The organism is Burkholderia sp. GW821-FHT14F03, from assembly GCF_058803765.1.
The window spans coordinates 78,196-97,368 of record NZ_JBXAPG010000023.1 but is presented as its reverse complement, the minus strand read 5'-3'; the positions used below and the strand labels follow the sequence as shown (position 1 = coordinate 97,368).

The window sequence follows — 19,173 nt, the reverse complement described above, 5'->3', positions numbered from 1 at the left end:
AACAAAACGTCGGAAATAGGCATCCGTGACCTCACGCAATAGGTCATTGCCGATATTCGAGACAATTTCCACGATCGATGAGAAAAGGCGCGCGTTCCGCTACACTGGCCGACGCCGCCGCGCGTACCACGCCGCGGAGGTGGACACACACCACTGAGAGACCATAAGAAGGACCACAAGATGGGCAAGATCCTCTTCATCGTGATTTTCGCGGGCGTCATCGCGGTCGCGCTCACCACGGGCCTCGCCGCCCGCTCCAACCCGAGGAAGCTGCGCCCGTCCGTCGGGATCGCCGCGTTCGTCGGCGTCACGCTGGCCGGGCTGCTGTTCATGTCGCTCACGCAGGTCCGGCAATCGACCTACGGCGTCGTCACCACCTTCGGCCACATCGAGGCCGACACGCTGCCCGAGGGGCTGCATGTGGTCAGCCCGGTGTCGAACGTGCATGAAGTCTTCGTCGGCGTCGCGGTCGCGCGGGTCGAGAAAGCCCAGGCGGCGTCGAAGGATCTGCAATCCGTGCACACCGACCTCACGATGAACTATCGCGTCGACCCGTCGCGCGTGCGGGCGCTCTACGCGATGGCGCCGTCGCTGACCTACGAGTCCGACTACGTCCAGCCCGCGATGTTCGAGGTGTTCAAGGCGGTGGTCTCGCGCTACACCGCCGAGCAGCTCGTCACCGAACGGCAGCTCGTGTCGCAGGACATCCTCGCCTCGCTCGAAGCGAAGCTCAAGCCCTACGGCTTCGTGATCCAGGACATCAACATCACCGCCTTCGCGTTCAGCGAAGCGTTCGACCAGGCGATCGAAGCCAAGGTCACCGCGAGCCAGAAGGCGGAACAGGCCGAGCGCGAGCTGCAGCGCGTCAAGTTCGAAGCCGACCAGAAGATCGCGCAGGCCGAAGGCGAGGCCAAGGCGATCGCGATCCAGGCCCAGGCGATCAAGACCAACGGCGGCGACGAATATCTGCGCCTGCAGGCCATCAATCGCTGGGACGGCAAACTGCCGACCTACATGTCGCCGCACTCGCCCATGCCTTTCATCGGTCTTTCGGCGGACGCGAACAAATAAGCGCCGGCGGCCGGCGCAGGCGGGCCGCGTTCGCAGCGGCGCGCCCGCACTCCCGCGCCGAAGATCGCGCCCGTCAACCGAGATGCAACAATTGCTCGTTTTATCTCAATAATGCCCCTAGAATCCGGGCTCGATTATTGAGTCACGCGCGATAGTGCGCGGATTCGCAGAAAACAAAAACGTCATTACGGGGTTATCAGCAGATGGACCAAGTTCAAGGTTCACGCGTCGTCGTGCCGATGGAGGGGGCGCGAAGCCCGGCCGCGGCCCTCGTCCACGCACGCGGCGGGCATCCCGCCTACCGGCCCGACATCGACGGGCTGCGTGCGGTCGCCGTCGTCTCCGTCGTCCTGTTCCATGCGTTTCCGAGCCTGTTGCGGGGCGGCTTCGTCGGCGTCGACCTCTTCTTCGTCATCTCCGGCTACCTGATCCACGCGCTGATGCTGCGCGAACTGGACCAGCGGACCTTCTCGTTCGGCGACTTCTACGCGCGGCGCGTCAAGCGGCTGTTCCCCGCGCTGCTGCTGATGGGCCTCGCGAGCTACGCATTCGGCTGGTTCAACCTGCTCGACAGCGAGTTCAAGACGTTCGGCAAGCACCTGATGGGCGGCGCGCTGTCGGTGGCCAACCTCATGCAGTGGCAGGAAGCCGGCTACTTCGACACCTCGGCCGAGCTGAAGCCCCTGCTGCACCTGTGGTCGCTCGGCGTCGAGGAACAGTTCTACCTGCTCTGGCCGATGGCGCTGTGGCTCGCCTGGCGGCGGCGCATGTCGATCGCGCTGCTCGTCGCGGGCGCGGGCCTCGCGTCGTTCCTCGCCAACGTCCTGACGGTGAAGCTGTACCCGGTGGCCGACTTCTACTCCCCGCTCACCCGCGCCTGGGAACTGATGATGGGCGGCATGCTGGCGATCCGCCATCACGCCGCGCCCGGCGCATCGTCCGCCCAGGCAAACCGCAAATCCGCGGCGGGCCTCGTGCTGCTCGCGCTGTCGATCTGCGTGCTCGACAAGGACGCGGCGTTCCCGGGCTGGTGGGCGCTGCTGCCGACACTCGGTGCATGCCTGCTGATCGACGCCGGCCCGCAGGCATGGATCAACCGCACCCTGCTGTCGCAACGTGCGATGGTATCGATCGGGCTCATCAGCTACCCGCTCTATCTGTATCACTGGCCGCTGCTGTCCTATGCGCGCATCACGTGGGGAGAGACGCCGCCGTGGACGCTGCGCGCCGCGCTCGCGCTGGCCAGCTTGCCGCTCGCCTGGCTCACCTACCGCTTCATCGAGCAGCCGCTGCGCCGGCGCGCACGCACGCCGCTCAAGGTCGCGGCGCTCGTCGTGCTGATGGCGGGCATCGCCTACGCCGGCTACACCACGTACCGGCGCGACGGCCTCGCGTTCCGGATGTCGCATTCCGTCACGCGTTTCGCGCAGGACGTCGACCTCGATGTCGACCGCGATTGGCGCAGGCATGCCTGCTACCTCGAAGGCGACGCCGACAATGATCGCCCGTTCGCGCCCGCGTGCACGGAAGCCGGCGCCGCGCCCCTGTTGTTCCTGTGGGGCGACTCGCACGCCGCCGCGCTGTATCCGGGACTCGTGCAGCATCGCGACGTGCTCGGCATGCGGATCGCGCAATACACCGCCTCGGGCTGCCCTCCGCTGATCGGCGCGCAGGCGGTCGCGCCGCGCTGCGCGGCCATCCACGCGCGCATCCTGCGCCAGCTCGCCGCCGCGCATCCCGCCACCGTCGTGCTGACGGGCCGCTGGCTGCCCGAGCAGTTGCCAAACCTGGCGCCGACCGTCGCGGCCATCCGCCGCGCCGGCGTGCAGGACATCATGCTGATCGGACCCGTGCCGCGCTGGCAGGATTCGCTGCCGAAGGTGTACTGGCGCTACTGGCGCGCGGAACATGCGCCGCTGCCGGAGCGCTCGACCTTCGGCCTCGAAGCGGATGTCCGCGCGATCGACCAGGAGGCGCGCGCGACCGCCGCGACGCTCGGCATCCGCTACCTGTCCGGCTACGACGCGTTCTGCGATGCGCGCGGCTGCCTGACGCGCGTCGGCGGCGACGCGTCGGCGGACCAGCCCGGCAAGATCGTCACCTTCGACGACGCGCACCTCACGCCGGCGGGCGCGGACCTGTTGGCCGCCACGCTCGCGCGGCGGCTGCCCGCCGCGCGCTGAGCGGGCCGCGGGCTCGGGTCGCGGCGTGAGCCCGTGAGCCCGTGAGCCCATTCAAACGTCATATCAATGCACGCCGACGCGCGCCCGCGCGTCGGGCGCGCGCCACCTCATCGATTTTCCGCAAGTCAAACGTCAGCCCGCGAAACCGGCGTTCGCGACATCCGCCCGGCGTTGTGCGCAGGCGCGGACCCGCCGCCCGGCTTCACGCCCAGCCGGTTTCGCGCGTCCCGACGGCATGCCCCGCGTGCGACGACTGTCATGGGTTGTCATCACGCGATGAGCGTTCATCGCCTATGATGAACCGGTGCGCGCCGCGAGCCGCACGCCGAAAGCCCGACGACGCCTCGACGGAGGCGTCGCCGCAGCCCGCGAGCGCGCCGAGCGGGCCCCCCAGTCAGGATGACAGCCGATGACGGAACGAGCAGCTCCGACACGTCTGCCGGGCGACGCCCTGCGCCGACGCTTCCTGGATGTGCGCACGCACAGCACCGCGCTCGCCGCGCCGCTGAGCGCGGAGGATCAGGCCTTGCAGTCCATGCCGGACGCGAGCCCGACCAAGTGGCATCTCGCGCACACGACCTGGTTCTTCGAGACCGTCGTGCTCGCACGCCACGCGCGCGGCTACACGCCGTTCGACGCGCACTACGCCTATCTTTTCAATTCCTATTACGAAGCGCTCGGCCCGCGACATGCGCGTCCGCAGCGCGGGCTGCTGTCGCGGCCGTCGCTCGACGAGGTGCGACGCTACCGCGAGCACGTCGACGCCGCGCTCCTGCGTTTGCTGGACGACACGCCGGAGGGCGCGCGCGGCGCGTTCGCCGCCGAGATCGAGCTGGGCCTGCATCACGAGCAGCAGCACCAGGAGTTGATCCTGACCGACATCCTGCACGCGTTCTCGCTCAATCCGCTGCTGCCCGCGTACCGCGCGCACGCCGCGCCGCGCGCGGTCGCGCCGTCGGGCGCGCTGCGCTGGCTGTCGCACCCGGGCGGCGCGGTCGAGGTCGGCGATGCGGGGCGCGGGTTCGCCTTCGATAATGAACGGCCGCGCCATCCAGTGCTGCTGCAGCCCTATTCGATCGGAAACCGCCTCGTCACCAACGGCGAATACGCGGATTTCATCGCGGACGACGGCTATGCGCGCCCCGAGCTGTGGCTGTCCGACGGCTGGGCGACCGTGCAGCGCGAAGCGTGGCGCGCACCGCTCTATTGGCAGCCGGGCGACATGCGCGGCGATTGGCTCGTGTTCGGGCTCGGCGGCGCGCACGCGCTCGATCGCACGGCGCCGGTCGCGCATCTGAGCTTCTATGAGGCCGCCGCTTATGCGGAATGGGCGCAGGCGCGCCTGCCGACCGAATTCGAATGGGAGGCGGCGAGCATCCTGCCCGGCATCGCACAGGTCAGCGACAGTGTATGGCAGTGGACGCGCTCCGCCTATGCGCCGTATCCCGGCTTTCGGCCGCTGCCCGGCATCGCGGCCGAGTACAACGGCAAGTTCATGGTCGGGCAGCAGGTATTGCGCGGGGGCAGCGTCGCGACGCCGTCCGGCCATGCGCGACCGACCTATCGCAACTTCTTTCCGCCGGCAGCGCGCTGGCAGTTCTCGGGAGTACGCCTTGCAAAGGATGCCTGACGACCTCGACGCGCGCGACGCGTTCGATACGATGCGCGCCAGCCCGTTCGGCCGCGATCTGCTGGAAGGGCTCGGCCGCACGCCGCGCAGCATCGCGCCGAAGTATTTCTACGACGCGGCCGGGTCCGCGCTGTTCGACCGGATCTGCGCGCTGCCCGAGTATTATCCGACGCGTACCGAATACGCGATTCTCGGCCGGCATGCGGGCGAGATCGCGGCGCGGATCGGCGCAAAAGCGCAGTTGATCGAGTTCGGCGCGGGCTCGCTCGCGAAAATCCGCATCGTGCTCGACGCGTTGAACTCGGCGGGGCTCGCGCCGCGCGCTTATCTGCCGGTGGATATTTCCGCCGAGCATCTTGCACGCGAGGCGCTGACGTTGCGCGCGACCTACCCATCGCTCGACGTCAGGCCGGTGGTGGCCGATTACCTGCAGCCGACGCAGTGGCGGCCGCTCGAGCAGCTGGACGGACGGCGCGTCGGGTGCTTCCTGGGGTCGACGATCGGCAATTTCTCGATTGCCGAGGCGACGGCGTTTCTACGTCACGCGGCGGCGCTGCTCGCGGGCGGCGCGTTGTTGATCGGGGTCGATCTGGTGAAGGACCCGGCCATCCTGCATCGCGCCTACAACGATGCGGCGGGCGTGACGGCCGCATTCAACCTGAATCTGCTGCGGCGCGCGAACGCTGAACTGGCGGCGGATTTCGCGCTGGATGCGTGGGCGCATCGCGCGTTCTACGATGGCATCCGGCAGCGGATCGAAATGCATCTCGTGAGCCGCCGCGATCAGGCCGTCCAGGTCGCGGGCCGGCGTTTCAGATTCGCGCAGGGCGAAACGCTGCACACCGAGAACTCGCACAAGTTCACGATCGATGGATTTCATGCGTTGGCGCGCGAGGCGGGGTTCGTGCCGGGGCCGGTTTGGATCGACGACGCGCATCTGTTCAGCGTGCATTGGCTCGACAGCCCGGCTCCGCACACGCCCTTGCACACGCCGTTGTCGTGAAAGGGTGACGCGCGTGGCGTTGCGCGACGCCTCGTGAAAAGCGCCACCCCACGGAATGCCCGAGAGGATCGGGGCGGGCCGGTCGGGAGCGGCCCTGGATGGTCATCGGCCTCGCGCCCGGGCCGACACGCGAAAGCCGGCTCCACCCGGCTCACGAACCTTCGTGAGCCGAGCGAGGCCCGGCGCATCAGGATGCGCGCGTCGACGTCAGATTGAGCGCCACCGCCTGCGCGACTTCGATGCCGTCGATCGCGGCCGAATAGATGCCGCCCGCGTACCCCGCGCCTTCGCCGGCCGGATACAGGCCTTCGACGTTCATGCTTTGATAGTCGTCCTTGCGTCGAACCCGGATCGGCGACGACGTGCGCGTCTCCACGCCGGTGAGCACGGCGTCGTGCATCGCGAAGCCCGCGATCTTCTTGTCGATCTCGGGCAGGGCTTCACGGATCGCTTCGATCACGTAGTCCGGGAGCGCGGTGCTGAGATCGGTCGGGTGCACGCCGGGCTTGTACGACGGCGCCACGGAACCCAGCGACGTCGACGGCCGGCCCGCGATGAAATCCCCGACCAGCTGGCCGGGCGCCGAGTAATCGCCGCCGCCGAGTTCGAATGCGCGCTCTTCCCATTTGCGCTGGAACGCGATGCCCGCGAGCGGGCCGCCCGGATAGTCTTCCGGCGTGATGCCGACGACGATGCCCGCATTCGCATTGCGCTCGGCCCGCGAGTACTGGCTCATGCCGTTGGTGACCACGCGGCCCGGCTCGGAGGTCGCCGCGACCACCGTGCCGCCGGGGCACATGCAGAAGCTGTAGACGGCCCGGCCGTTGCTGCAGTGGTGGACTACCTTGTAGTCGGCCGCGCCAAGCTGCTTGTGGCCCGCGAACTTGCCGAAGCGGCTGCGATCGATCAGCCCCTGCGGATGTTCGATGCGGAAACCCAGCGAGAACGGCTTGGCTTCGATATAGACGCCGCGATCGTGCAGCATCTGGAAGGTGTCGCGCGCGCTGTGGCCGACCGCCAGCACCACGTGGTCGCAGCGCAGCGTTTCCCCGTTCGAGAGCTTGAGCGCGCGCACCTTGCCCTGATCGATCTCGATGTCGTCGACCCGGGTCTCGAAGCGCACTTCCCCACCGAGTTCGTGGATGGTCGCGCGCATTTTTTCCACCATGCTGACGAGGCGGAACGTGCCGATGTGCGGCCGGCTCAGATACAGGATGTCGTCCGGCGCACCCGCCTTGACGAATTCGTCCAGCACCTTGCGGCCATAGTGGTGAGGATCCTTGATCTGGCTGTACAGCTTGCCGTCGGAGAACGTCCCGGCCCCGCCTTCGCCGAACTGCACGTTGGATTCGGGATTGAGCACGCCCTTGCGCCACAGGCCGAAGGTGTCCTTGGTGCGCTCGCGCACGGCCTTGCCGCGTTCGAGGATGATGGGGCGGAATCCCATCTGCGCGAGGATCAGCCCGGCGAACAGCCCGCACGGCCCCATGCCGATGACGACCGGGCGCAGGGCCTCGGTATGCTCGGGCGCCTTCGCGACGAAGCGGTACGCCATGTCGGGCGTCACGCCGCAATGCGGCTTGCCGGCGAGCCGCTCGAGCGCGGCCGCTTCGTTCTTGACCTCGACATCGACGATATACGTCAGCTTGATGTCGGCGCGCTTGCGGGCGTCGTGCGCACGGCGGAACACCGTATAGCGGAGGAGTTCGTCTGCCGCCACGCCGAGGTCCGCGAGGCGCGCCCGGATCGCGGCTTCGAGATCACTTTCGGGGTGATCGAGGGGGAGTTTGACTTCGCTTAGACGTAACATGAGTACTGGAATGCGGTCGCCACGGCGTCGTGGCGGTGTTGAGACAGGCGGAGGCCGGCATGCGGGCGGCGGCGCCACGTGGGCCTCTCTGATCGCGGGAACAGCGCGACGAGGGGCGGCGCACCGACCCGGCCCGACCACTCGGGCGCGTCAGGATATCGGAGCATACAGCGCGCCGTGTGCGGGGAATATTCTTCTGATTCCAACCCATTTTGAAGCGAAAAGTGCTTCGTCATGTCGGCACCGGCGAGTGGTTCATGCGAGAACCACGCCATGCGGGCTTGACCGCCCGGGTTGTCCGAACGGGCCGGCGGAGCACATCGATATCCCTGCCGCGCAAGCGTACGGCCGGCCGCCAGAGGAAAGGGAGGCGCGATGCGCTGCGCCCGCAGCCCCGCTTTCCGTGGTGCCGCGATTATAAGAAAGCGTCACCTGGGCTGCAAATCTATTTGGGCCGGCTCCGCGTCGGCCCCGACGCCATTGGATCTCTCCTGCGGCCAAACGCGGATTCTCGATCGACGGGACCGTACGTCAGTGCCGCGCGTCGCACGCAATCGACTCGTTCCCGCGACGCCTGCTCGTCGAACGGAACCTCCGTCGAGGCCCGACGGTTCGAGACGTTCCGCCCGGGTTTCGACGCTAAGGCGCATGAACGCTACGCATGTTCCGTACTTCCGCCCGTGCCGAATAGATGGCTTCGAACAATTCTTCGAGTCTTGTCGCGATCTTGAAATAGCACAGGTATTCCGCGTACAGAACCAAGGCCCTGATCGTAGTGCGCTGCGTTCCAGCAAGCAGGGTTGCCAGCATGGGTCGAAGGTCCGCCCAATCCACCAATGAGCGCTCGGCGGCAGATACGCATTGTTCGAAATGGTAGAGCAGGTTGTCGAAGCAGTCCCGGACATAGACCTCGTTCAACGTTTTCGGTATTCGATCAATATTGAGGATCGCGACGAGTTGCTCCTCAGTCACTTCGAATGATTCGGTCGCGTCTTTCTCGTCTCGGGTAAACCGTCGCCCGATCCACGCCCCGAGCATGTACGAGGCCGCGAGCGCCTTGGGATTGGCGTCCAAATCATCGAGCATCTGCTTTGCCAGCTTGGCTCTCTCCCAGGTTCGTCGTTCGCTGCTTTCGGCAAAGTGTTTCCAGATCGCGAATCCGCCGCCAAGGATTGCGACCAACCAGAAAGCCATTTGGAGCAGGTCATACGCCGTATGAAATTCCACTGTGATCCCCCCGTAAGCAGCGCTCCTGCGTGACCCACAAGAAACAATTATGCGGGTGTACGCCTCTGCAATCTCGCATTTCCACGAAAAATTCGATGCGTTCAACCCTGGGGAATGCGGATCGACAGGGTGTCGATCATGGACCTGCGTCGACACGTTTCCGTCGGCCAGACTGATCGCCTTCGAGCTACTCCGTGGGGGCGCTCCGAGCAGGCGTTGATATCCCCGGACGCCCTCGGTGAACGCAAAAAAAACGCCATGACCCTGGTCATGGCGCTCACCCATCCTACGCGATGCATCCGGCTGGCACCCCGGTCACATCAACAGCACTTCCCCGCCCCCGACCCATACCGCGCATTCTGCCGTTCGCGGAAAAATTCCTCGTACGACATCACGGGCCGATCGGGATGCGTCGCGCGCATATGCGCGACATAGGTGTCGTAATCGGGCAGGCCCACCATCAGGCGCAGCGCCTGCCCGAGATACCGGCCCGCGCTGCGCAGTTCACCGCCGAGATCGGAGAACATCGCCGGCCTCCCGTCAGCGGCCGCTGCCGAGCACCTGCCCGGCCGGCATCGGCTCGAACGGCGTCTCGCGCGAGGTCGGCTTCGCCTCGCGTCGCGCGCGCAGCACGGCCAGCACGCCATACACCACGATGCTCAACACCACGAACATGAACAAGCCGGCCAGCGTCGCATCGACATAGTCGTTGAAGATGATCCGCTTCATCTGCGCGAGCGACTTCGCCGGGGCCAGCACCTTGCCCTCGTCGAGCGCCGCCTGCAGCTTCGCCGCATGCGCGAGGAAGCTGACCTTCGGGTTCGCGTCGAAGATCTTCTGCCATCCGGCCGTCAGCGTGCAGATCAGCAGCCATGCGGTCGGCACCAACGTGACCCACGCATAGCGCTCGCGCTTCATCTTGAACAGCACCACCGTGCCCAGCACCAGCGCGATCGCCGCCAGCATCTGGTTCGAAATGCCGAACAGCGGCCACAACGTGTTGATGCCGCCCAGCGGATCGACCACGCCCTGATACAGGAAGTAACCCCAGGCCGCCACGCACAGCGCCGTCGCGATCAGGTTCGCCGGCAGCGACTCCGTCCGCTTGAGCGCCGGATGGAACGTGCCGAGCAGATCCTGAAGCATGAAACGTCCCGCGCGCGTGCCGGCATCGACCGCCGTCAGGATGAACAGCGCCTCGAACAGGATCGCGAAGTGATACCAGAACGCCATCATCGCCGGGCCGCCGATCACCTGATGCAGGATGTGCGCCATCCCGACCGCGAGCGTCGGCGCGCCGCCGGCGCGCGCGATGATGGTCGATTCGCCCACCGCCTTCGCGGTTTCGGTCAGCATCTCGGGCGTCAACACGAAGCCCCATTGCGTCACCGTCTGCGCCACCGCTTCCGGCGTCGTGCCCAGCACGGCGGCCGGCGCATTCATCGCGAAGTAAACCCCGGGCTCGATCACGGACGCGGCCACCAGCGCCATGATCGCGACGAACGATTCCATCAGCATCGCGCCGTAGCCGATGAAACGCGCATTGGTTTCATTGTCGAGCAGCTTCGGCGTCGTGCCCGACGAGATCAGCGCGTGGAAGCCCGACACCGCGCCGCACGCGATCGTGATGAACAGGAACGGGAACAGGTTGCCCGACCACACCGGGCCGGTGCCGTCGATGAACTTCGTCAGCGCGGGCATCTTCAGTTCCGGCGCGACCACCAGGATGCCGATCGCGAGGCCGAGGATCGTGCCGATCTTGAGGAAGGTCGACAGGTAGTCGCGCGGCGCGAGCAGCAGCCACACCGGCAGCACCGATGCCACGAAGCCGTAGCCGATCAGAATCCACGTGAGCTGCGTGCCGTTGAAGGTGAACCACGCGGCCAGCGCCGGCGCATCATGCACGTACTGGCCGAACGCGATCGAGGCCATCAATCCGATGAAGCCGATCACCGACACCTCGCCGATGCGCCCCGGACGGATATAGCGCGTATAGACGCCCATGAACAGCGCGATCGGAATCGTCGCGGCGACCGTGAACGTGCCCCACGGCGAATTGGTCAGCGCCTTGACGACGATCAGCGCGAGCACCGCGAGAATGATCACCATGATCAGGAACGCGCCGAACAACGCGATCACGCCGGGCACGGTGCCCAGCTCCATCTTCACGAGATCGCCGAGCGAGCGGCCGTCGCGGCGCGACGAGATGAACAGCACGATGAAATCCTGCACCGCGCCCGCGAACACCACGCCCGCGAGTATCCACAGCATCCCGGGCATGTAGCCCATCTGCGCGGCGAGCACGGGGCCGACGAGCGGCCCGGCGCCGGCGATCGCGGCGAAGTGATGGCCGAACAGCACGTACTTGTTGGTCGGCACGTAGTCGAGGCCGTCGTTGTATTTGACGGCGGGGGTCATCCGCAAGCCGTCGAGCTGCACGACCTTGCTCGCGATGAAACGGCTGTAGAAACGATACGCGATCAAGTAGACGCACACGGCGGCAATCACGATCCACAGCGCGCTGATCCGCTCCCCGTGCGCGAGCGCGATCGTGCCGAACGCGAACGCGCCGAGCAGCGCGACCGCTGTCCATATCAGATATCCGGATGCCCGATTCATGACGTCTCCTGTCTTTTATTGAAATAGGCGGCGTGCGGCCGCGGTGAAAACATGCGCCCGGCTCGCGCGCGCGAGCCGGGACCGGCTATTGTTCGCTTTCACGCCAACGCGAACAAGCGGATTACTACGTATGGCCGATACGTATCATTACGTAGGGAATCGGGCGGGAATCGCCTTCGGCGCGGGCCGGCGCCCGCGTGCGGCCGGCGGGGGACGCCGGCCGGCGCGCTCAGTTCCGGAACGAAAACGGATTGAAGCGCGTGTGGTAGTCGTAGTAGTCGATCTGGTCCATCTGCTTGAGCCGGCGCGAGGCGGCCGTGACGACGGGCAGCAGGATCAGTTCGTACAGCAGCTTCACGGCGACCTGGATGCCGATCATTGTGAACACAACGTCATCGGGCAGACGGCCCCAGAACAGGATCACGCAGAACAGCGCGCTGTCGATCACGACGGCAAGGCCCGTGCTCGACACGATGCGCGCCCACAGATGGCGGCCGGCGCTCGCGACCTTGAGCTTGGCGAGAAAGGTCGTGTTGACGAACTCGCCGCAGAAGTAGGCCACCGTCGACGCGACGAAGGTGCGCGCGAATTCGAGCGCGAGCGCGGGATAGGCCGCGGCCAGCGTCGGGTTCTCCGCTTCCCAGGTGGGCAGGCCCGGCGGCAGCGTCAGCAGCCACATGCCGATGACGAACATCAGGTTCACCACGAGCCCGCCCCAGATCACCATGCGGCTCACGCTGTAGCCGTAGACCTCGGTGATGATCGTGCTGAACGCGTAGGTCATCGGAAACGCGATCAGCGCGGCGGGAATGCCGACGCTGCCCGTGCCCAGGAACGGCAGCCAGTCGAGCTGGATCTCGATCACGCGCGCGCCCGTCACGTTCGACAACATCAGGAAGCCGACGTAGATCAAGGACAGCAGCAGCACGGCGGGCGTGAGCCGCTGCTTGCGCGTGGGAAAGCAGGACAGCGGGACGAGCTGGTCGGTGTAGGCGGCGGCGTTGAGAAAGCCGATATGGGCGACGTCCTTGCGCGAGAACTTGTCGAGCCAGGCCTTTTCGTTCAGGTCGCGCGGCGCCATCCGGAAGGTGGCGCCGGAGTTCCGCTCGCGCACGAGCACGAGCAGTTCATCGCTCTCGCGCATCGGTTCGATGACGGCCTCGATTTCGTGGGACGGAAATTCCATGATCGGCTATTGGGGCGGCGTGGTTGTCGAATCGAGGTGGATCGGGCCCATCGCGACTGGGCGTGTACCGCATCTCGCGCAGGGATCGACGCCTCTCCTCGTCGTCGATCCGGCCGGCTCGCGAAGCCGCGCGGCGTCTCGCACTTGGCATGCCGCACCGCGCCGGGCACCGCGCCGGACTGCGATATATATCACAAGTCCGGGCGCGCGCATTCTCCAACAATCCGAATCACCGCACACCGAATCATCGCGCGAAGCCGCCGCCGTCGCCACGCGAGCGCCCGGTCGCGACGATGCGGATCACGAGCGCCGCCGCCCCGCGCCCCGCTCGCCGGCGCGCAGGCCGAACGCGCCGCGACGAACCGCGGCGCACGTCCGCGCCCGGCGCGCGCGCCGCTCAATGCTTCGCGTCGACCTGCTTCGGCTTCGGCGGCGCCGGCACCTTCGCATACTGGAACGCGGGCGTCGCCTTCAGCGCATCCTTGGTCGCGCCGGGCAGGTAGATGTTGCCGTTGCGCACGTCGAGCGACGCGATCGGCACCGCGACGTCGTGCGCCGCCACGCCGAGGAAGCCGCCCGCCGACACGATCGCCGCCGAGACCGACCCGTCCGGCGCGATGATCAGATCCCGCACCGTGCCGACTTTCTGGTTGTCGTCGTTGTAGACCGCCTTGCCAAGCACGCTCTTCTTCACGCTCCAGCCTTCGAGCAGCGCCTGCGACTGCTCGACGGTCACGCTGAGCGGCTGCGCGCCCGCGATCTGCGCATGCGCGCTCACGCTCGATGCCAGAACTGCCATTGCCACGATAGTTTTGTCGTATGCCATGCTGATGCACTCCGGTCAGGTATAGGCCTCGAAGACATGCCGCCAGCATCCCGCGCCCCCAGGCCGCGGGCCGGCGGGCGGCTCACGCTTCATCGATGAAGCGGCGGCGAACCGCGTCGCCGTCGCGCGCCGCGCGGTCGTTCGGAGTCCTGCTTCCGAAAGCCCGGCGTCACGCGCCTGTCATGGTAGCGTGTCTCGCGCCGGGCTGCCATGAAGCGCGGCCGTGTGCCGCGGCGCGCGGCATCGCTCAGAAACGATGACGCAGGCCCGCGGCCACCACCACCTGCACGTTGTCCGACGACGGCGCGAACGTGTACACCGATGCGTTGAACACGGGATTGCCGCCGCCGTTCGAACGCTTGTACACACCTTCGACGTAGACGTCGGTGCGCTTCGAGAACATGTAGTCCCCCTGGAGCACGACCTGATGCCATTTCGGCTGCGCGGAACGCGCGCCCGCATCGAAACGACCGTCGGTGTAGGTGTAGCCCACGGCGGCCGACACGGCCGGCGTGAACAGGTAGCGCCCGTCGATCGAGTAGTTGTCGAGCGTGAGCGTGCGTCCGCTCAGCGGCGCGATCTTGCCGCCCGACCAGACGCCCGTCACGTCGTCCGTGGTCGAATGCGTCCACGACAGTCCCACCGACGCCGCGCCGATCCTGTAGCGCCCGGCCACGCCCCAGATGCGCTCGCGTCCGCCGCGAATCGCCGCGCCGCCGTCGGTCGTGCTCAATGCGCCGCTCGGATTCGCGTTGGCCGGATTCGCGTCGCGATCGATCTGCACGTAGGCCGCGCCGAGCGACAGCGGCCCGTTCGCATAGGAAAGGCCCGCGCTGTACGCGCGGTTGTTCGAGAACTGCCCCGCCTGGTTCGAGAACGCATACATCGCCCCGGCGCGCAGCCCGCGATAGCTGGGCGAGACGTACTTGACCGCGTGGTTCATGCGCTGGAATTTGATCGAGTCGTCGTTGTCGAACGGATGCACCGCGAGGTTGCCGCCCCAGCCGGGGCCGGGCACGCCGAGCGGCGACACGAAGTCGATCATGAAATCGTACTGGCGGCCCAGCGTGACCGCGCCGTAGCGCTTCGATTGCAGGCCGACGAACGCCTGGCGGCCGAAGATGTCGCCGCCGTTGCCGATCGCCCCGCTGCTCGGCGAGAAGCCGTTCTCGAGCGTGAAGATCGCCGCCGTGCCGCCGCCGAGATCCTCCTTGCCCTGGATCCCCCAGCGCGTGCCGTTGAGGCCGCCCATGCCCATCGACCAGCCGCTGCCGAGCGGCTTGCCATGGCTGCCCGGGTTGTTCACGTAGGCGATCGCCGTGTCGATCAACCCGTACAGCGTGATGCTGCTCTGTGCCTTCGCGTAGTCCGTCACCACCATGCCGGCCACCAACGACGCCGCGATTTGTCCTGTGCGCGTAAAACTTATTTTCATTCTCATGCAATAAAAACGGGCAGTTCGCGCGGCGGCGCGCGCACGGCATCGCCTGCCGCGCCGTTCGTCCGCTGCGCCGGAATCCTTGCGTCATCCTGCCGACTGTCCCTTATGGCTCGCTCTCCCGCGCAACCCGGCGCGATGCCCCGCCGCCATCGAAAAATCCGCCCCGACGCGCCCGGCAAGGCCCCGCGGCAAGGCCTGCCGGCCTCGTCCGCGACGCGCCGGGCGTCGTCTTCGCCGCGTCGCGAAGCGTACCGGGTTGCGCACCCCGATCGGCACGCCGCGCGTCGACGCCGCCTTCGCGGCGTCGACGCATTTCATGCCGGCCGGGATGGTAAACGACGGTTTGCGCGAAGGCGAACGGCAAATCGCCGCACGGCGCGCGTCAGCGCGTGAACAGCAAACGTTCCGTTTGACGAATGCTGCCATTCTGGTAATACGCGGCGTACCACTTCGCCGGGTTCTTCTTCAGGCACAGCGGCGCGGCCGCCTTGCCCGCCGCTTCCACGCGCTTCAGCGCGGCCGCGAACGCATAGTGATCGACGAGCCGCAGCCCTTCGATCGCGAACGCCGTCGCGATCGCGCGGTCGTAGATCGCGAACAGGTTGTCGCCGTTATGGGTCTCGCCGCCCTCCGAGAGATTCGACGAGCCGCCGAACACCACCGGGTTCGCGCCGTTGAAGTCGATCACCACGAACTTGTGGTGCACCACGTGCGCGGCCGCGCCGTGCACTTCGAGTTCGGTATTGAACGGCGGCGGGAAGGTTTCCGGATTCGCCTTCGAATAGACCAGCTCGCCGCCGCGATTCGGCGTGAAGACCTGCGTGCCGTCGACCGTGTCGTCCGCGGGATCGACATCGTCGGAAATGCCGTACGAGAATATCTTCGGATCGTCGTGCAGCTTGCTCAGCGCTTCGAGCACCTTGCCCGCGCCCTTGAGTTCCATCACCGCGAAGATCACCGAGCTGTCCGCGTGCTCGATCGCCTCCAGCAGCGTGTCGAGCGAGAACGTCGGCGACCTGTGCGGCGCGAACGACAGCTTCACCGCCGGCAGGCCCGGCTCCGTCAGGTTCAGCTCCGTTTGCGAGATCGCGTTCGCCTCGAAGGGGCCGAGCTTCAGGTCCGCATCGAACGCAACCTGGAACGCCATACCGTATTCGCCCGCGATCGCCGCGTTGTCGAACACGACGACATGATTCGCATTGACGTACAGGCCCGTGATGGAGAAGTTGGTCGAGCCGCTCAGCACCCGCACCGCGCGGCCCTGTGCGTCGCGCTTGATCAGCACCTTGTTGTGCTGATACCGCCCGAAGCGGCCGCGCTTGAAATTCCCCGCCTGCCCGTCGGCCGCCGCCGCGGCGATCGCGGCGAAGGCCTTGCCCGCGACCGTGTCGTCGCCATGCTGGCGCGGATCGTTGTCCGCCAGCAAGCGCAGGCGGCCCGCACCCGCCATCAGTTCGAGCGCGGTGACGAGATCGGGCTCGTTCAGGTCGTAGACGAACGCATCGAGCGTGCAGGCCGCGTCGGCATGGCAATCGTTGAGGAAATCGACGATCGCCTGGCGCGCATGGCCGCCGAGCCAGGTCCACTCCTCCTTGAAGGGCCCGGTCGCGAACTGCCAGTCGCCGCCCGGCTTCGGTTCGTACGGCGCGTTGTGAAACCTGTCGGCGTAGGCCTGCGACGACAGATAGCCGCGCGTGAACGCCACTTCGATCGGGCCTTCCCTGAACGGGCCCACGTCGATCCGAAGGTCGACGCGCTGGTCGTCGACGAGGTCGGTCGTTTCGTCATCCTTGAAACGCTTGACGACGACCTCGTAGCGGAACGCGCCCGCCGTCCCGTCGGGCGGGAAATCCAGCCACCAGAATTTCTGGAACGGCGCCGTATCCGACGGGAAGAACTTGCCCGTCTTCGAGACGGCCCGATTCGTGTAGGCGCCCGCGAAATTCAGCCGGTTGCCGAGCCACGTCCATTGCTGGCTCGATGCGGGCGCGCGGCGGATCGCGAAGCCCGCGAGCTTGTCGACGAGGTGATCGGCCAGGCTGAACGCCAGCATCACGCAGCGGTCGCCGGCATACGCCTTGACCGTCAATCCGCCCGCGGCGGCCGTTGCATTGAAAACTTGTGTCATCACGTGTTCCTCATGGAGGCGTCAACGGAGAAAAATCCGGCCGGGCAGGCGGCGGCCATCGCAAGACCTTGCATGGCGCGCCGCCCTCGCGCGGCGGCAATCGGCTCGATTGCCGCGCCAGCATAAGCAGCCGATAGGGCACGAATGTGATGATCGGGAAACAGCGGGAAAGGATTGAAGGGGTGCTGCAGGACGGTGCCGCTCGAACGGCGGCCGATGCCGTGGGCGCGGCGGCGCTTCGGCGCGCACCCGACGCGACGATCGTTCGGGCTGCGATGCGGGCCGCCTGACCTCGCATGCGTGACAACGCCATGTTCGACGCCGTACTGTCACACGGCCCGGCGCTCCGGCGCCGAACCCACGCGAGCCGCCGCCACAAACAAGCGCGCCCGCCGGCCATGCGGGCGCGTGCGGCGCCGCGCACTGTGAGCGACCGAAGCTCTTCGCGACGCCCACGGCAACCTCATTGCAGGTTCGCCTCATCCTTCACGATGTGCAACTCGCGCGTGCGCACCGGCAGCGCGCACTGCGCATCGGTCAGCGCCTTGCGGACCCGGCGCGCCAGCGCCCAGCGCACATCCCAGAACGCGTCGGTATTCGACCAGACCCGCACGTTGAGCACCGCCGTGCTGTCGTCGAAGCGCATGACCATCACGCGCGGCTCGGGATCGGCCAGCACGCCCTCGCTGCGCGCCGCGAGCGCGCGCAGCGCCTCGATCGCGCGATTGACGTCGTCGCGCATCGACACCTCGACCTCGAGATCGAGTCGACGCGTGGCATTGCGCGTGTAGTTGCGGATCGAATTGCTCCACAGCGCGCTGTTCGGCACGTATTCGCAGATGCCGTCGGGCTTCGTGAGGCGCGTGGTGAACAGGCTCACTTCCTCGACCGTGCCGGCCACCGAGCCGCCGCCGCCGTCGATATAGTCGCCGACCTTGAACGGCCGCAACAGCAGCAGCATGATGCCCGCCGCGATGTTCTGCATCGTGCCTTGCAGCGCGAGGCCGATCGCGAGGCCGGCGGCGCCCAGCACGGCGACGATGCTCGCGGTCTGGATGCCGAGCTGCGAGAGCGCGCCGACGATCGCGACGATCCGGATGCTCCAGACGCTCACGTCCGCGATGATCGGCCGCAGGGTGTCGTCCACGCGCGATTGACGGGTCAGCACGCGGTTGAGCCAGCGGCCCACCCGCTTCGAGATCCACCAGCCGACGACGAGGATCAGGAGGCTCGTGCACAGGCTGATCGCGAAGGTCGTCAGCGCGTTCCAGAGGAAGGTCCAGCGGTCGGGATGAATATGGGAGAGCAGGGATTCCATGGTGAGATCGTTCAGGGTCGGGATCCTCGCGGCGCGGCCGCAACGGGTGGAACGGACGCCGGGCGCGATGCGGGCCCGGGCGGCGGGACGCTGGAAACCGGCCGCGGCCCGCGCCCGAGGCGGTTCCGGCGGGCGCGGCGCCCCGCCGGACGCGGGCGGCCGTTTCCAGCAAAAACCGGGTTGGTGTGCTTCCAGCGCGAAGAGTTCACTGGGTCCGCCATATTCGGACAAATCTCAATGACAGGGGGCCCGTCCGCTCCCATCCCCGGAGGCCGCGCATTCGGGGATAATCCGCTTCGAACGACGACACGACCCATGACGGAGTATCCATGCGTAACACAATGATTGCCCTGACCTTGCTGGCCGCTTCGACACCCTGTCTCGCCGACGGCGTTCGCATCCCCGAAGGTTTCGTGGATGGCAATGCCTATCAGAAATTCAGCGCGCTGGAGAAGCAGCGCTATCTCGACGGCGTCGTCGACGGTTTCTATTTCGGCCCGGTGTTCGCCTATCAGAACCTGTCGCGCGTGGTCAAACTGAAGGAGTGCGTGACCAACCTCCATCTGACGGACACGCAGCTCGTCAAGCTCGCCGATCAGTACCTCGCGGGCCATCCGCAAGCGCTGGGCATGCCGATGCACGGCAGCGTCTTCGTGACGCTGCGCGACGCATGCGCGAAGGGCGGCGCCGCGATCGACTGAACCCCGCCGGGCTCCCCCCGTGCCGGCAGG

At 66.9% G+C, this 19,173-nt stretch carries 14 protein-coding genes; 5 read left to right on the top strand and 9 right to left on the bottom strand.

From position 1 onward, the window contains the following. Positions 1-180 precede the first annotated feature (180 nt). The 4 genes from AC1RQF_RS17495 (at position 181) to egtD (ending at position 5,887) form a co-directional block, all read left to right on the top strand. Positions 181-1,071, top strand: a complete 891-nt coding sequence (locus AC1RQF_RS17495; protein ID WP_273997270.1) for a prohibitin family protein — start codon at positions 181-183, stop codon at positions 1,069-1,071. Between the two features lie 203 nt (positions 1,072-1,274). Beyond that, a complete protein-coding gene (locus AC1RQF_RS17490) occupies positions 1,275-3,254 on the top strand; it encodes an acyltransferase family protein (RefSeq protein ID WP_492872594.1) in 1,980 nt (659 codons plus the stop codon). Positions 3,255-3,663: 409 nt separating this feature from the next. Further along, a complete protein-coding gene (egtB, locus tag AC1RQF_RS17485; RefSeq protein ID WP_273997268.1) occupies positions 3,664-4,884 on the top strand; it encodes an ergothioneine biosynthesis protein EgtB in 1,221 nt (406 codons plus the stop codon). Beyond that, a complete protein-coding gene (egtD, locus tag AC1RQF_RS17480) occupies positions 4,877-5,887 on the top strand; it encodes an L-histidine N(alpha)-methyltransferase (RefSeq protein WP_273998289.1) in 1,011 nt (336 codons plus the stop codon). Before egtB ends, egtD begins: the two co-directional genes overlap by 8 nt. Positions 5,888-6,074: 187 nt before the next feature. On the opposite strand, the gene AC1RQF_RS17475 is transcribed toward egtD, so the two are convergent. The 9 genes from AC1RQF_RS17475 to AC1RQF_RS17435 all read right to left on the bottom strand — a co-directional run bounded on the left by AC1RQF_RS17475 (position 6,075) and on the right by AC1RQF_RS17435 (position 18,442). Next, positions 6,075-7,697, bottom strand: coding sequence for an NAD(P)/FAD-dependent oxidoreductase (locus AC1RQF_RS17475; RefSeq protein WP_273997267.1), 1,623 nt, complete (start codon positions 7,695-7,697; stop codon positions 6,075-6,077). A gap of 639 nt (positions 7,698-8,336) precedes the next feature. Further along, positions 8,337-8,891: a hypothetical protein gene (locus AC1RQF_RS17470; RefSeq protein ID WP_273997266.1), complete on the bottom strand. Its 555-nt coding sequence runs from the start codon at positions 8,889-8,891 to the stop codon at positions 8,337-8,339. Positions 8,892-9,244: 353 nt separating this feature from the next. After that, positions 9,245-9,451 carry a YbdD/YjiX family protein gene (locus tag AC1RQF_RS17465; RefSeq protein ID WP_273997264.1) on the bottom strand — a complete coding sequence of 69 codons (207 nt, stop codon included), beginning with the start codon at positions 9,449-9,451 and terminating at the stop codon, positions 9,245-9,247. Between the two features lie 13 nt (positions 9,452-9,464). Then, positions 9,465-11,543 carry a carbon starvation CstA family protein gene (locus AC1RQF_RS17460; RefSeq protein WP_273997263.1) on the bottom strand — a complete coding sequence of 693 codons (2,079 nt, stop codon included), beginning with the start codon at positions 11,541-11,543 and terminating at the stop codon, positions 9,465-9,467. Positions 11,544-11,772: 229 nt separating this feature from the next. Then, positions 11,773-12,729, bottom strand: a complete 957-nt coding sequence (locus tag AC1RQF_RS17455) for a queuosine precursor transporter (protein ID WP_273997262.1) — start codon at positions 12,727-12,729, stop codon at positions 11,773-11,775. A gap of 397 nt (positions 12,730-13,126) precedes the next feature. Beyond that, positions 13,127-13,555, bottom strand: coding sequence for a PRC-barrel domain-containing protein (locus AC1RQF_RS17450; RefSeq protein WP_273997261.1), 429 nt, complete (start codon positions 13,553-13,555; stop codon positions 13,127-13,129). A gap of 247 nt (positions 13,556-13,802) precedes the next feature. Beyond that, on the bottom strand, positions 13,803-14,996 hold the full coding sequence (locus tag AC1RQF_RS17445; protein ID WP_443111472.1) for a porin: 1,194 nt from the start codon (positions 14,994-14,996) through the stop codon (positions 13,803-13,805). Between the two features lie 382 nt (positions 14,997-15,378). Continuing rightward, positions 15,379-17,124: a phospholipase D-like domain-containing protein gene (locus AC1RQF_RS17440; protein WP_492872593.1), complete on the bottom strand. Its 1,746-nt coding sequence runs from the start codon at positions 17,122-17,124 to the stop codon at positions 15,379-15,381. 463 nt (positions 17,125-17,587) lie between these two features. Then, positions 17,588-18,442, bottom strand: coding sequence for a mechanosensitive ion channel family protein (locus AC1RQF_RS17435; protein ID WP_273997258.1), 855 nt, complete (start codon positions 18,440-18,442; stop codon positions 17,588-17,590). Positions 18,443-18,771: 329 nt separating this feature from the next. On the opposite strand from AC1RQF_RS17435, the gene AC1RQF_RS17430 reads away from it, so the two are divergent. Continuing rightward, positions 18,772-19,143, top strand: coding sequence for a hypothetical protein (locus AC1RQF_RS17430; RefSeq protein ID WP_273997257.1), 372 nt, complete (start codon positions 18,772-18,774; stop codon positions 19,141-19,143). The last annotated feature ends 30 nt before the right edge of the window (positions 19,144-19,173 follow it).